Raw genomic sequence first — 14,439 nt, forward strand, 5'->3', positions numbered from 1 at the left:
TTAATTAAAATGGTTTTCAGTTATGGAGTGAACTGTTACTTCACACATAATAGGTAGATTTGTACCTATTTTGTTTTCATCACCATAATAGCCATAGGCTTTCTGCGAAGGGAATAAAAAAGTAGCTGTTTCTCCTGTTTTCATAAGTTTTAAACCTTCTCGTAACCCCGTAAACAAGTTTTCTTGATCCATGGCATAGGATTGTGGCTTAAGCTCTTCTTTTGTATATATAATGGTACCATTAAGTGTTTTTACATCATAATCATAATTTACAACGTCTCCAAAATCTGGGGTTTTTAAGGAGTCAACTTCTATTTTTGTATTATAATAATACCAAAATCCAGTTTCTGAAGCTATAAACTTATGATCTTTTTGTTCTGAGATTATTTTTTGTATACTGGCTTCTTCTTGAGCATTTAATTTTTTGTTTCGCTCTACTGAAGCGTCAATAAAAGAACCTGTTTTTATCGATATAGGTTTTCTTGCTTCTGGAGTTTTACAGCTAACTATAGCTAAAATAATTATAAAGAGTGTTACTAATTTATTCATGATTTAGGGCTTTTTTATAATCAGGTAATATACTAATAAATTTTTCTACAGTTGTACTTAAAGATTCATTACTTCTTCCTCCTGCAGCATTTGTATGGCCTCCACCATTAAAGTGCGCTCTAGAAAAACTATTTACTGAAAAATCACCTTTCGAGCGTAAAGATATTTTTATTATGCCTTCATTTTTATCTTCAATAAAAATTGCTGCAAAAATAATATTGTTTAATGATAAACCATAATTTACGATACCTTCTGTGTCTCCTTTTTTGAAATTAAATTTATGTAATTCTTCTTGTGAAAGTGTTATATAGGCCGTTTTAAATTCAGGGAGTATTTTTAAGTTGCTTAAGGCACATCCTAATAACTGAAGACGCTCATAGCTGTTTGTGTCATAAATATTATTATGAATTTGCGAATTGTCAGCACCTTTATTGATTAGTTCAGCTATAATTTTGTGTGTGGTACTTGTTGTGGATTTGAATCTGAAAGAACCCGTGTCTGTCATAATACCAACATATAAACAAGTAGCAATAGAACTATTAATATAGTCAAGATCTCCAAGCATATTAATAAAATGATAAATCATTTCGCAGGTGGAGCTCATATTTACATCAGAAAACACATACTTGGCATAATCGTCAGGTTCTTGATGATGATCTATTAAAATTTTAATAGCACGACTACTTTTTAAAATAGGTTCCATATTGCCTGTTCTGTGAAAGGCATTAAAATCTAAAGTAAAAATAATATCGGCATCCGCTATTAATTTGTCACAAATTTGAGCTTCAAATTCATATTTTAAGGTGGTGTTTTCACCAGGTATCCATCTTAAAAAATCAGGATAATCATTTGGAACAATAACCTTGGCATTATGGTTGTTTTGTATAAGATAGTGGTACAAGCCTAAGGTAGAGCCCATAGCATCGCCGTCTGGGTTTTTGTGTGGTACAATAACTATCTTTTTAGGGCTTGCTAATAATTGTTTTATTTCTGTAATATCATGTTGCGTCATAGTTAGCGAATATACAATATTTTTAAAATTGGATTGTCTTGTTTTTATTAAGAAATGCGTTACTTTTGCCACTTAAATAATGTGATTAAATTACTAAAAATGGCAACAAATAGAACATTTACCATGATTAAGCCAGATGCAGTTGAAAACGGGCATATAGGCGCAATATTAGAAAAGATTTCGGCTTCTGGGTTTAGAATCGTAGCTTTAAAAAAGACGCAAATGACTCAGGTTGATGCTGAAACATTTTATGCAATTCATAATGAAAGGCCATTTTTTGGAGAATTAGTAAGTTATATGACAAGAGGGCCAATAGTAGCCGCTATTTTAGAAAAAGAAAATGCTGTAGCTGATTTTAGAACTTTAATAGGAGCTACAAACCCTGAGGATGCAGCAGAAGGAACCATACGTAAATTATATGCAACATCATTAAGTGAAAATGCTGTACATGGAAGTGATAGTGATGAGAATGCCGCAATAGAAGGAGCATTTCATTTTTCAGGTCGAGAGATGTTTTAAAAAGTATAAATGCTTATAAATAAGTAACCCAGCAAATAATAGTTGCTGGGTTTTGTTTTTTAAAATTGTTAGCATTAAAAAAACTTATATAATTCTTTAATTTAGTTTTATCTTGTTAACCTTAAGGGGTTTTAAAGTAGTAATGATTTTATTGAAATAATAGAGGCATATAAGTTTAAAGTTTTCTACACAATTAAATAACTTTCACATTTACGGCATTTAAGCCTTTTTTACCTTCCTTTAATTCAAATTCAACGTTGTCACCTTCACGGATTTCGTCAATTAAACCAGAAATGTGAACAAAATGTTCTTTTTTGGAGCCCTCCTCAATAATAAATCCAAATCCTTTGGAATCATTGAAGAATTTTACTGTTCCTGTACTCATGCTTGAAAAAATATTAAATTAGTTTATAGTTGTGCATTACACATTAGTAGTGCTTAACAAATTTAATTATTTTTTTGATTGAATTATAAAAGTTTAGGTTTAATTATTGAAAATAAAAAAGCCTATCAAATTGATTTGATAGGCTTTAACTTTGTAATTGTTAAAGTATATATCTTAGATTACTTTTACGTTTACGGCGTTTAATCCTTTTCTACCTTCTTGTAGATCGAATTCTACTGCGTCACCTTCACGAATTTCATCGATTAGTCCTGAAATGTGAACGAAATGTTCTTTGTTGTTGTCATCTTCAGTGATGAATCCAAATCCTTTTGAATCGTTGAAGAATTTTACGGTACCTTTACTCATTGTGTTTAATATTAAAAAATTTAAGTCACAAAGGTAGCAAAATAATGATAGCTTTTGAGTTTTTAGTAAATTATTTCAATTAAATAATAATATGTAATTATCGCAAAACCAGTTTTTTAATGATTTCTTTATCTAACTCTTCATTAAGCATCGCTATTATTTTTTGTTTCCCGTAAGATAATTCTTCACGAAGTACGCTAGAACTTAATTGAATATAAAGCGTGTCTCGCTCCAGTTTTATAGCGGTTGTATAGTTGTTTACGCCGTTGCCCATTAATTTTGCCCAAGCATCGGCTACATTTACTTTGTCTAAGCCTTTTTCCAACTTATTGGTTTCAACAAATTCTTTTAATGCGTCACTAATACTTATGTTTTCGTTGTTTCGTTTTGCCATTATGTAGGTGTTTTTTATAATATTATTTTAGGCTTTAACTTTATTTTTAATTTAGCCCAAGATAATGGGTGGTTTCTTTGTTTTTAACCTTATATACTGATTTCATACAAAAACGACCTTTACTCCAACTTTTAATTGGGCAATTTGCTAACTGTTGTTTTGTCATTAAACTATAATTAGTTTTATTCTTTTATAAATTTAAAAGAACTTTCTTTTTTTAGCTTCAAGAAGTATATGCCTTTAGTTAAACTTATAATATTTATTTTTTCTTGCGCACCTAAAATTCCACTTTTTACTTTAGTTCCAATAATGTTATAAATAATGTAATTTTTATTTTCATTTAATCCTGAGATAAAAATATATGCATTTGAAGGGTTTGGATATAAATGCCACTGAATATTTTCTTCTATATTTGTTGTAATTCCTAATGCATTAGATACTAAAAAAATGGTACTTTCTTTTTGGATATTATAATCTGCTAAAGTTCTATTATTTTGAAGTTCTGTCCCAGAAAATATTAATTTTTGGTCTTCAATGGGAGTTCCTGTTTTGTCATAAATTTTCGTTTTAACATTATCAATGGTTTCATTGGCTTCAACATCAATTGTTATAGTTTCTCCAGTCAACGTCTTGATAAATATTTGCATTGCTGAAACGTTGAATGATAAAAAAGCGAATAAAATTAAAGAGTAAATTTGTTTCATATGTTAATTATTAATATTTGAATTTACGATTTGCAAATGCTTTGTAATGTTTTTTATATCTGATGTTGAAATCAAACAAATATTTTTAATAAAATTAGGCAAGCAGGTTTCAATATACTAGTTTATTTGCTAATTCTGTTTGTTAAAAATAAAATTACAATTTAAAAATCTGATAAGATTGATGCACCTGTTTTACAGCATTTTCTGTACGCTCTGCATGGGTATCACTAATAAAAATTTGTCCAAAATTTTCGTCATCTACTAATTTAATGATTTGCGAAACACGCTGTTCGTCTAATTTATCAAAAATATCATCCAACAATAAAATAGGGTTCACGTGGCTCTGAGCTTTAATAAAATCAAATTGCGCTAATTTTAAAGCAATTAAAAAGGATTTTTGTTGCCCTTGACTTCCAAACTTTTTAATAGGGTGTGTATCTATATTAAAATGCAAATCGTCTTTATGTACACCAACACTAGTATATTGTAGAGCCTTGTCTTTATTAATGGCTTTCATTAATAGATTGTTTAGTGAATCATTAAATAAATGACTTTCATATACTAAATTAACGGCATCTTTACCATTGCTAATAGCTTTGTAGCGCAATTTAAAAATTGGAATAAAGGTTTTTAAAAAAGCATCGCGCTTTTTAAAAATGATAGTGCCATACTCATTAAGTTGATTGTTGTAAATATCTAAAGTATCCTTATTAAAGGTGTGGTTTAAAGCAAAATATTTTAAGAGTGCATTGCGTTGCGATAATATTTTGTTGTATTTTATTAGAGTTTCTAAATATGTTTTATCACTTTGTGAAATTACACTATCAATAAATTTTCGTCGGGTGTCACTACCTTCAATAATTAAATCTCTGTCAGCAGGTGAAATAATGACCAATGGCAAAAAACCGATGTGTTCACTAAATTTTTCATAAGCTTTCCCATTTCTTTTAATAACTTTTTTTTGCCCGCGTTTTAAGCTTATCACTAATTTTTCAGGTTTGTTGTCTTTAATATAATCACCATTAACTACAAAAAAATCTTCGTCGTGTTTGATGTTTTGTGTTGCCACAGGATTAAAATAGCTTTTTCCGAAAGAAAGATGATAAATAGCATCTAATATATTGGTTTTTCCAATGCCATTATTGCCAACAATACAATTTATTTTATCATTGAAAGTAAAAGATTTACTATCAAAATTCTTATAATTAAGTAATGAAAGGGACTTTAAAATCATATAAAATGCAACTTAAGGGCTCAATAAGAGTGAGGCACCTAAAAAGAAGTGCAAATTATTGAAAAATATCAAATAAATACCCTTTTAGTTAAGAAGAAAATTATATTTTTGCCCCGCATAAATACAAAATATATGGCAACTTATAATAAAAGAGGTTATAAACCTAAAACGAAAGTAGAAAAGGAACATGATATTGAAGAAGGGTCTACTACCGCTGAGGTTTTTAATACCCTTGATGAAACAGCGTCTAAAACAGAATTATTTGTTGAGAAAAATCAAAAATATATTTTAATAGTTATTGGTTTGATTGCGGCTGTTGTTTTAGGGTATTTGGGATACAAAGAATTTATAGCAAAACCAAAACAATTAGAAGCTATGAATGATATGTTTCAAGCTCAAAAGTATTTTGATGAAGCTGTAAACGGTGTGGAAAAAGACTCCCTATACAATCTAGCCTTAAATGGAGGGGAAGGAAAGTTTGGTATGCTTGATATTATTGAAGAATACAGCGGTACACCAGCTGCTAATTTGGCAACCTATTACGCAGGGACAGCTTATTTGAGATTGAAAGATTACAAAAATGCTGTGGAATACTTAAGTGATTTTTCAAGTGATGATGAAATTTTAGCACCATTAGCTAAAGGAAATATTGGTGATGCTTTTGTGCAATTGAACCAACCTGAAGATGCTTTAGGTTATTATGAAAAAGCTGCGGAAATGCGTGATAATGAATATACTACACCTATGTATCTTTATAAAGCAGGAGCTATTGCTTTAGAGTTAGGTGATGCAGATAAGGCCTTGTCTTATTTTAAACGTATTAAAGAGGATTATGCTAATTCTACAGAAGCAGCAACAGTAGATGTGTTTATTGGTAAAGCACAAGTGTTGGCAGACAAGTAGTAAAATTAATTTATGGCAACAGTAAATAAAAATTTATCAGAGTATGATAAAACAGCAATCCCAAACGCGAAAGATTTTCGGTTTGGGATTGTTGTTTCAGAATGGAATGATGCCATTACAAACAGTATGCTTAATGGAGCAGTTGAGGCATTAATTGACAATGGCGTGGTTTCTGAAAACATTCTAACTTGGCACGTGCCCGGTAGTTTTGAACTTATATACGGAAGTAAGAAAATGATTGAACAGCACGTAGATGCTGTTATTGCCATTGGATGTGTTATTCAAGGGGAAACCAAACATTTTGATTTTGTTTGTGAAGGAGTTACTCAAGGCATTAAAGATTTGAATGTTTCAAGTGATACGCCAGTTATTTTTTGTGTGCTTACAGACAATACCATGCAGCAGTCTATAGATCGTTCTGGTGGAAAACACGGTAACAAAGGAACGGAAGCTGCTGTGGCTGCTATTAAAATGGCTAACTTACGTAAGCATTGTTAAATATTTATTTTGTTTAAGCAAAGCAATTAAAAGCTTACAATTTCAAACTTTAAACTTCTGCTTTTTAGCTAATTTGTTAACAATTTTTGGCATTTCGTTTCCTTTAATCTCTCTATTTTTAAGTACTTTTGAGGTTAAGTAATTAGTATACTTTGTTTAAACAGCGCAAAAACAAAACGTTTCAATATCAATCTCGTTTTTCTAAGGAAAACCAAGAACAATCAGAAGAAAAAGAAACTTCTGAAACAGAAGGTTTTGTTTCAAAATGGCGAACTTATCGCGATATAAATAAGAGGAAAAGAAAAGGCGGTTTTCCCATAAAAATGCTCCTGTTTATTTTGGTACTATTATTGATTTGTATGTATCTGTTAGAGAATAGATTCAATTAACAAAAAAACAAATACATCATGGGACTTTTTAAAACTCGTAAAAACAAACAATTTAGTTATACACCTCGTCATTTTGACGATAAGGGGCAAGGAAACCCTTTTCAAATTAAACATAAGTTTGATGAGTTTAGAACAACTGTTGGAGCTAATAAAGGTCTGAAAACTAAAATTAACAATGCTGTAGATGATTTTAAAAACAACCCAGACAAAGAGGCAAACAAGCGTATTTTGATAATTATCAGCATCCTTGTTTTAGTGTTTCTTTTTATCATCGATTTTGATTTATCTATATTCTTTTCTAAATAATTTATGGCAGACATTATACAACTATTACCAGACCATGTAGCAAATCAAATTGCTGCTGGAGAAGTTGTACAACGCCCAGCTTCGGTAGTTAAAGAACTCATGGAAAATGCCATTGATGCTGGAGCTACAACTATAAAACTCATCATTAAAGATGCTGGTAAAACCTTGGTTCAAGTCATTGATGATGGAAAAGGTATGAGTGTTACTGATGCCCGTTTGAGTTTTGAGCGCCATGCTACCTCTAAAATCCGTAGTGCTGATGATTTATTTCAATTACATACCAAAGGGTTTCGAGGTGAGGCTTTAGCAAGTATTGCTGCTATTGCGCATGTAGAGTTAAAAACAAAACAGGAGCAAGAAGATGTTGGTACTTGTATTGAAATAGAAGGCAGTAATTTTGTTGCGCAAGAAGTGGTTGTGACACCTAAAGGGACTTCTATTGCAGTTAAAAATCTTTTTTTTAATATTCCTGCTAGGCGTAATTTTTTAAAATCTAATACCGTAGAATTGCGTCATGTGATTGACGAATTTCATCGTGTTGTTTTAGCACATCCAAATATTTCTTTTAGTTTTTTTAACAACGGAAGCAATATTTTTAATTTGCCAACAAGTAATTATAGGCAGCGAATTGTTAATATTTTTGGTGCCAAAACAAATGAAAAATTAGTCCCTGTTGAAGAAGATACCGAAGTACTAAAAATATCTGGTTTTGTTGGGAAACCTGAATTTGCTAAGAAAACACGTGGCGAACAGTACTTTTTTGTCAATGATAGATTTATTAAAAGTGCTTATTTGAATCATGCTATTTCTTCTGCGTTTGATGGTTTATTAAAAGGTGGCACACACCCCAGTTATTTTTTAAATTTAACAGTGAATCCACAAACGATTGATATAAATATACACCCTACAAAAACAGAAATTAAGTTTGATGATGAACATACTTTGTATGCTTTATTACGTTCTGCAGTAAAACATAGTTTAGGGCAATTTAATATAGCCCCAGTATTAGATTTTGATAGAGACTCCACGCTTGATACCCCATATAATTATAAAGCTAATGGAGTAAGCTCACCAAAAGTAGAGGTGGATAAAAGTTTTAACCCATTTAAAGATAGCACTAATTTGGGAGGCAACCACCCCAGAACATTTAAAACACAAATTCCAAATAATTGGGATGGTTTGTATGTAGGGTTGGAATCCAAGGGCAATGATTTTCAAAAAGATTTTGATGAGGTTCAATTTGAAAGTGAAGAAAGTACAGTTTCACTATTTGATGACGATAAGCAGTTAGATCAAACATATACCACACATCAAATTCATAACAAATATATTGTAAGTACTATTAAATCTGGAATGTTGGTTATGGATCAACACCGTGCTCATCAACGTGTTTTGTATGAAGAATTTTTACAAAATATGACAGTTAATAAAGCAGCAAGCCAGCAGTTATTATTTCCACTATATCTTCATTTTACACCTCAAGAATTAGTTTTAATAAAACAATTACAAACCGATTTAGAGCATACAGGATTTGTATTTTCTAATATTTTAAATGAATCGGTTGAAATTATAGGAGTGCCTGTGAGTGTGCCAGAAAGTGAAGTGTCCATTATATTAGAACAGCTAATTAGTGATGTTGAAAATGAAGTGCCAGATAGTCATTTTAGTGCTACTGATTTGTTAGCAAAATCTATGGCTAAAAGTTTAGCTATTAAAACAGGACAATCCTTAGAAAAAGATGAACAAGAGCATTTAGTAAATAGACTTTTTGCTTGTAAAGAGCCTAACGTTTCACCCACTAATAGAAAAACTTTTATTACGATGAGTGTGGACGAATTGGATAAAAAATTTATATAAAAATATGATAAGAGTAACAGGATTGGTAAAGCATTTGATAATCATTAATGTGATTATGTTTGTTGCAACATTGACCATTGGAAATGGTATGTTTTATAACTTGTTTGCTATGCATTTTCCAGAAAATGAAGCATTCAAACCATGGCAAATACTTACCCATATGTTTATGCATGGAGGCGCAGATATGAATAATTTTAGTATCATGCATATTTTATTTAATATGTTTGCTCTATGGATGTTTGGTACACCAGTAGAGCAAAACTTAGGAAGTAAACGCTTTATGTTTATTTATATTTCTGCTGGATTAGGAGCTGTGGCATTACAAGTGGGGTACTATTATTTTAAATATTTACCAATGGAAGCTCAAGCGTTAAACCTTGGAGCTACCCACGAACAGATTATAGAAGTATTTAAAGATGGCAAGGTTTTTACAGCCATTGGTCAAGAGTTCAATGAAATTTATTATGCATCTATGGTTGGTGCTTCTGGGTGTATTATGGGTATTTTAGTAGCCTTTGGAATGATGAATCCTAATGCCGAATTAATGCTAATTTTTTTACCAATTCCTATAAAAGCAAAATATTTTATTCCAGGGATCATTTTATTGGATTTAATTTCAGGAGTAACAGGTAGCTCTTTTTTTAGTCCAAGTAATACAGCATACTTTGCACACGTTGGCGGTGCGTTAACAGGATTTATCATCATGTGGTATTGGAAAAAAACACAGTTTAATAGAAATAGGTGGGATTAATGACTTCAGTTCAAGACATAAAATATAAGTTTGACAGGCTTAACATATTAGAAAAACTCATTGCTATCAATGTATTCATTTTTCTTTTAGGCTTGATTTTAAAACCTTTATTTAATATTACTTTAAATTGGTTGGAATTACCAAGTGATTTAGGTGATTTTATTTTTCAACCTTGGGCTATTATTACTTATGCCTTTGTACATTATGATTTTCTGCACATTTTATTTAATATGCTTTGGCTATACTATATTGGTAAGTTTTTTTTAAATCTCTTTAGTCCTAAGTTGGCTTTAAATGTTTATTTCCTTGGTGCCATTTGTGGCGGATTATTATTTATGGTTGCTTACAGCTTATTTCCTAATGTTTTTGGTAAAACACATTTAGTTGGTGCTTCTGCTTCGGTAAGGGCTTTACTCATTTTTATTTGTGCTTATATGCCTTATCAAGAGGTGCATTTTTTTACATTTAGACTGAAACTTTGGTATATAGGTTTTGCTATAGTTATTCTTGACGTTATAGGTCTATTTGGAATCAATACAGGTGGAAACTTAGCGCATTTAGGTGGTGCTGCTTTAGGTTACTTCTATGCTATTCAATATGTGAAAGGTCGTGATATAGGAAAAGGTTTTGAACGTTATATGGACGTTATAACGAGTATGTTTAAGTCATCAAAAAAGTCTCCCTTAAAAACAGTTCACAAAAACAAATCAAAGGTTGGTGGTTTTACTAAAGGTGAATTTAATCAGTTTAACAATCAGAAAAAGATTGATGTGATTTTAGATAAAATTAGCAAAAGTGGGTATGAAAGTTTAACCTCAGAAGAAAAGGAATTTTTGTTTAGGGCAGGTAAATAATTTGTAATGAAAGAGCTGCGTTTTTTTGAAAAAATCGTTTATATGCTTAATGGCATTGTAGCTACGCTTTTATTATTATCATACATATTACCTTTTGTTCCTCCTAAAGCATTTTCAATATTATCTATACTAAGTTTAGGGGTCCCCTTTTTAACTTTGGTTAACGTAGCGTTCTTTTTTTATTGGCTTGTTAAATTAAAAAAGCAGATGATTTTATCATTGTTTGTAGTTACCATTGGATATTTATCGTTCGGATCGTTTTATAAATTTTCGTCTTCTGAAAATATTGTACATCCTAATAACATTAAAGTTATGAATTATAATGTTAGGCTTTTTAATTTGTATAATTGGATTCCAGAAAAGGGAGTAGAAAACAAAATTATAAACTTTATAAAAACAGAAGCACCTCAGATTTTATGTGTTCAAGAATACCATCCTACAAATAACATTGATTTTTCTTTTTTTAAATATAAATATGAAAACCTTTCAGGCAAAAAACTAAAGAATGGCCAAGTTATTTTCTCTCAATTTCCTATTATAAATTCAGGTTCCATTGAGTTTCCCAACACATCTAATAATGCTATTTTTGCTGATGTTAAAAAAGGAAATGATACCTTGAGGATTTATAACATTCATTTAGAATCTATGCGAATTGATACCAAAGCAGAAAATTTGAAAAGAGAAGATTCTGAACGCCTTTTAAAACGAGTAGGGAAAGCATTTGAAATGCAACAGTTTCAAACAGAGTTATTTTTAATGCATAAAAATCAATGCCCTTATAAGATGATTGTATGTGGTGATTTCAATAATTCTGCATATTCTTATGTCTATAGAACCATAAAAGGTGATTTGGTAGATGCTTTTAAAGAAGCTGGTAATGGCTTTGGACGCACTTATGATTTTAAATTTTTTCCAGCACGCATTGATTTTATTTTACAAGATGAAGCCTTTAAAGTGAATGGTTTTAAAACTTATAATGCTCATAACTCCGATCACTTTCCTATAATGGCTACCTTAGAGTTAGAAAAGTAGGTTTTAAGTGGTGGCATTCGTTTTGTTTGTATTTTTAGAATTACTATTAATCTTATAACGTTTTGTGTTGATGCTTTTTACATAAATGAGCAATCTACCAAATCGGCTACAATATGGAACACTAAACCTAAGCCAACTAATCGTGTTTTTTGAGGTATTATGAGCAGTAAATATAATGCTATGGCGTAATACGTATGCAGCGGATGAAAGTTAATACTGCATCTATTAGGGTCAAACATGGGAGTAGCTAACAAATGGTCTAAATCTATCCACATACCTGAAATCATAATTAAAAAGGCAATTTTCCATTTTGATTTGAAAAAAATAACAGCCGTTAATAGCGGAAGAAATATATGGCAGCCGTAATGAGCAATTGTTTGTAACATTATAACGGGTTTAAAACTTGAGATTCTAAATAGTTTAATGCATTAGGACCTTCATTAAATAGCAAGTCCAAAATACTTAAGTTATTAATATAACCGTGCTTATTGTTAAACACTTGTGTATAAAATTCAAAAGGCTGAAAATGTTCTTTTTTTGCGTTTACTAAATATCTATAGTCTGCCTTGTTTTTCACCGTTTTTTCAAAAGTTTCAGTTTTTGAAATATTCAAATCTAATTGTAAACACTCACAAATGGTTTCAAAACATTTGAAATTAAAGTCTAAAATAAAGTCTGCTTTTGTCTTAAATAGAGGTCGAAGTTCATCTTCATAATATTCAAAAAAAGGAGAAGTTCGATATGCTGAAAGTAATGATTTCCAATGAAGCTCTTGCCATTTATAATCATTAGAAATTTTAACGTCCTTGTATTTTTGACGTTTTTTTTGAGAGTGAACTACTGGAATGTTGAGTAGTAACTTTCCATTAGCCGCATATATGTAGGTTCGGGTTCTGTAGGTTTGTTTTATAAAATTATCATTGGTTTCAAACACAAGTTTGTTAGCTTGTGTTAGAGCAACAAAATGGGCTATATCTGCGCAATAAGTAGGGTGTAGTAATATGTCCATATTGCTTAGAGGTTTGTTGTTAAAATACATACAATCAATTTTGTACGAGATAACAACACGATTTTTCTAATTCAAAAATTATGCTTTTTTGCGAGCTCTCCATTTATTGAACCCCATCCAACCAAATAAAACTACTAAAAAAGGAATAAAAAATGAAATAGGTTTTCCCGTACCATTTACAGTTGTGAATAATCGCTCCCAACGTATTTTATTAAATAAACCTTCTCCATGAGTATTCCAGCTCATCCAAACAAATACAGGTTTGCCTACTACATGATCAAATGGAACGAAGCCCCAAGACCTAGCGTCTAATGAGTTATGACGATTGTCTCCCATCATCCAATAATAATCTTGTTTAAAAGTATATTGATTTGCCACTTCACCATTTATTAAAACTTGGTTTCCCTGAACGGTTACAGTATTACCTTCGTATTCTGATATAACGCGTTTGTATAACGGAAGTGTTTTTAAATCAATGTCAATTGTTTTTCCTGCTTCAGGAATGTAAAGGGGACCGAAAAAATCGTTATTCCACGGGTATTCTGGGTCTTGAGGAAATAAGCTTGTATCAGCAACTCCTTTTTCTTGTATGTTTTTGGTTATGCTGGCAACATTTGGGTGATTTTTGAATTTAGATAAGGCTTCATCACTAATAGCAGGAAAATAACTCATTGTTAAATCTTGATTATACTGAGGAAAGTCAGTAATGTCATATCTGTTTGCTAATTGTGAATTATTGAAAGCACTGCCTTTGGTTTCCACCATATATGAAAATTGCAAATGTGCTCTGTCAGGTAACTCATTTTGTTTACCATTAATATAAACATATCCTTCACGAATTTCAAAAGTATCACCAGGCGTGCCTACACAACGTTTTACCAAATTGGTTTTTTTGTCAATGGGTTTGTAATAATTTCTATCTGGGCGGAAATTATTCATATCCAATAGGGTATCGGCAGGTTGGTTAAAAACTACAATGTCATTTCTTTCTATTTTTTCAAATCCTGGAATTCTTAAATAAGGAAGTTGTAATTTGTTTTGCCATGCGGTATTTCTTTTAGGGTATTCATCACTAAACAAGTACGATTTCTTGTTCAGTACAGGGATGGTATCATGGACCATTGGTGCTGCAATAGTGGTCATTGGTACCCTAGCACCATAATGAAATTTACTCACAAATAAAAAGTCGCCTACTAATAACGATTTTTCTAAAGAAGAACTTGGAATGGTGTAAGGTTGAATAAAATAGGTATGTACAATGGTGGCAGCAACAATAGCAAATAATATGGAGCTTGTCCATTCTCCTGAACTAGATTTAGGATGAAGACTTCTGTTTTCTATATAATTAACATCCGCAAAATAATTTAAGTAAAAGTTGTAAAACCCTAAGCTTATAATAGCTAAAAATGTATCAATGTATTGGTTTTTGCCAAAACTTCTAGCTGTTTCTACCCAAACAACAATAAACATAATAACGTTTACAATAGGCAAGAACAGTAAAATAGTTAGCCAAGGAGATCTGTTAATTATTTTCATTAAAACAATAGCATTGTACACAGGTACAAAAGCTTCCCATGCTTTTCGCCCAGCTTTAATATATAGTTTCCAAGTTCCTAAACCATGAACTACCTGAATAATCATGAAAAATATAAACCATTGTATCAATGTCATAATCGT

19 protein-coding genes are annotated in these 14,439 nt (G+C 31.0%); 9 read left to right on the top strand and 10 right to left on the bottom strand.

What is annotated here, in order from left to right; genetic code table 11:
* The gene (gene gldI / locus APS56_RS14390; protein WP_054729794.1) at positions 1-549 is read right to left on the bottom strand and encodes a gliding motility-associated peptidyl-prolyl isomerase GldI; all 549 of its coding nucleotides are present in this window, start codon (positions 547-549) and stop codon (positions 1-3) included.
* Entirely contained in the window at positions 542-1,561 is a 1,020-nt protein-coding gene (locus APS56_RS14395; protein WP_054729795.1) for a DHH family phosphoesterase, read from the bottom strand. Before APS56_RS14395 ends, gldI begins: the two co-directional genes overlap by 8 nt.
* A 99-nt stretch (positions 1,562-1,660) precedes the next feature.
* On the opposite strand from APS56_RS14395, the gene APS56_RS14400 reads away from it, so the two are divergent.
* Positions 1,661-2,080: a nucleoside-diphosphate kinase gene (locus APS56_RS14400; RefSeq protein WP_054729797.1), complete on the top strand. Its 420-nt coding sequence runs from the start codon at positions 1,661-1,663 to the stop codon at positions 2,078-2,080.
* Between the two features lie 193 nt (positions 2,081-2,273).
* Here the strand turns inward: APS56_RS14400 and APS56_RS14405 are convergent, their stop codons facing one another.
* The 5 genes from APS56_RS14405 to recF form a co-directional block, all read right to left on the bottom strand.
* Positions 2,274-2,465, bottom strand: coding sequence for a cold-shock protein (locus APS56_RS14405; protein WP_054729800.1), 192 nt, complete (start codon positions 2,463-2,465; stop codon positions 2,274-2,276).
* Between the two features lie 174 nt (positions 2,466-2,639).
* The gene (locus APS56_RS14410) at positions 2,640-2,831 is read right to left on the bottom strand and encodes a cold-shock protein (RefSeq protein ID WP_034044451.1); all 192 of its coding nucleotides are present in this window, start codon (positions 2,829-2,831) and stop codon (positions 2,640-2,642) included.
* 97 nt (positions 2,832-2,928) lie between these two features.
* Positions 2,929-3,225 (bottom strand): DciA family protein, encoded by a 297-nt coding sequence (locus tag APS56_RS14415; protein WP_054729803.1) that lies wholly within the window; start codon positions 3,223-3,225, stop codon positions 2,929-2,931.
* Between the two features lie 182 nt (positions 3,226-3,407).
* On the bottom strand, positions 3,408-3,929 hold the full coding sequence (locus APS56_RS14420; RefSeq protein WP_236778428.1) for a ubiquitin-like protein: 522 nt from the start codon (positions 3,927-3,929) through the stop codon (positions 3,408-3,410).
* A gap of 154 nt (positions 3,930-4,083) precedes the next feature.
* Complete coding sequence (recF, locus tag APS56_RS14425; protein WP_054729806.1) at positions 4,084-5,163, bottom strand: DNA replication/repair protein RecF; 1,080 nt, start codon at positions 5,161-5,163, stop codon at positions 4,084-4,086.
* Between the two features lie 132 nt (positions 5,164-5,295).
* Here recF and APS56_RS14430 point away from each other — a divergent pair, with 132 nt between their 5' ends.
* The 8 genes from APS56_RS14430 to APS56_RS14465 all read left to right on the top strand — a co-directional run bounded on the left by APS56_RS14430 (position 5,296) and on the right by APS56_RS14465 (position 11,753).
* Complete coding sequence (locus tag APS56_RS14430; RefSeq protein ID WP_054729809.1) at positions 5,296-6,066, top strand: tetratricopeptide repeat protein; 771 nt, start codon at positions 5,296-5,298, stop codon at positions 6,064-6,066.
* Between the two features lie 12 nt (positions 6,067-6,078).
* On the top strand, positions 6,079-6,564 hold the full coding sequence (gene ribH, locus APS56_RS14435; protein WP_054729812.1) for a 6,7-dimethyl-8-ribityllumazine synthase: 486 nt from the start codon (positions 6,079-6,081) through the stop codon (positions 6,562-6,564).
* Between the two features lie 152 nt (positions 6,565-6,716).
* Entirely contained in the window at positions 6,717-6,953 is a 237-nt protein-coding gene (locus tag APS56_RS14440; RefSeq protein WP_054729814.1) for a hypothetical protein, read from the top strand.
* A gap of 18 nt (positions 6,954-6,971) precedes the next feature.
* Complete coding sequence (locus APS56_RS14445; RefSeq protein WP_054729816.1) at positions 6,972-7,259, top strand: hypothetical protein; 288 nt, start codon at positions 6,972-6,974, stop codon at positions 7,257-7,259.
* 3 nt (positions 7,260-7,262) lie between these two features.
* A complete protein-coding gene (gene mutL / locus APS56_RS14450) occupies positions 7,263-9,116 on the top strand; it encodes a DNA mismatch repair endonuclease MutL (protein ID WP_054729819.1) in 1,854 nt (617 codons plus the stop codon).
* Positions 9,117-9,120: 4 nt separating this feature from the next.
* Positions 9,121-9,867, top strand: a complete 747-nt coding sequence (locus APS56_RS14455; RefSeq protein ID WP_054731411.1) for a rhomboid family intramembrane serine protease — start codon at positions 9,121-9,123, stop codon at positions 9,865-9,867.
* Positions 9,867-10,721 (top strand): rhomboid family intramembrane serine protease, encoded by an 855-nt coding sequence (locus tag APS56_RS14460; protein ID WP_054729821.1) that lies wholly within the window; start codon positions 9,867-9,869, stop codon positions 10,719-10,721. The genes APS56_RS14455 and APS56_RS14460 overlap by 1 nt, the downstream gene beginning before the upstream one ends.
* 6 nt (positions 10,722-10,727) lie before the next feature.
* Positions 10,728-11,753 (top strand): endonuclease/exonuclease/phosphatase family protein, encoded by a 1,026-nt coding sequence (locus APS56_RS14465; RefSeq protein WP_054729824.1) that lies wholly within the window; start codon positions 10,728-10,730, stop codon positions 11,751-11,753.
* A gap of 77 nt (positions 11,754-11,830) precedes the next feature.
* Here the strand turns inward: APS56_RS14465 and APS56_RS14470 are convergent, their stop codons facing one another.
* The 3 genes from APS56_RS14470 to lepB form a co-directional block, all read right to left on the bottom strand.
* A complete protein-coding gene (locus APS56_RS14470; RefSeq protein ID WP_054729828.1) occupies positions 11,831-12,139 on the bottom strand; it encodes a DUF6122 family protein in 309 nt (102 codons plus the stop codon).
* The gene (locus tag APS56_RS14475) at positions 12,139-12,762 is read right to left on the bottom strand and encodes a WbqC family protein (RefSeq protein WP_054729831.1); all 624 of its coding nucleotides are present in this window, start codon (positions 12,760-12,762) and stop codon (positions 12,139-12,141) included. The genes APS56_RS14470 and APS56_RS14475 overlap by 1 nt, the downstream gene beginning before the upstream one ends.
* A 78-nt stretch (positions 12,763-12,840) precedes the next feature.
* The gene (gene lepB, locus APS56_RS14480) at positions 12,841-14,433 is read right to left on the bottom strand and encodes a signal peptidase I (RefSeq protein WP_054729834.1); all 1,593 of its coding nucleotides are present in this window, start codon (positions 14,431-14,433) and stop codon (positions 12,841-12,843) included.
* Positions 14,434-14,439 lie beyond the last annotated feature (6 nt).

The sequence above is a fragment of the Pseudalgibacter alginicilyticus genome (assembly GCF_001310225.1).
GTDB classification, from domain to species: Bacteria; Bacteroidota; Bacteroidia; order Flavobacteriales; family Flavobacteriaceae; genus Pseudalgibacter; species Pseudalgibacter alginicilyticus.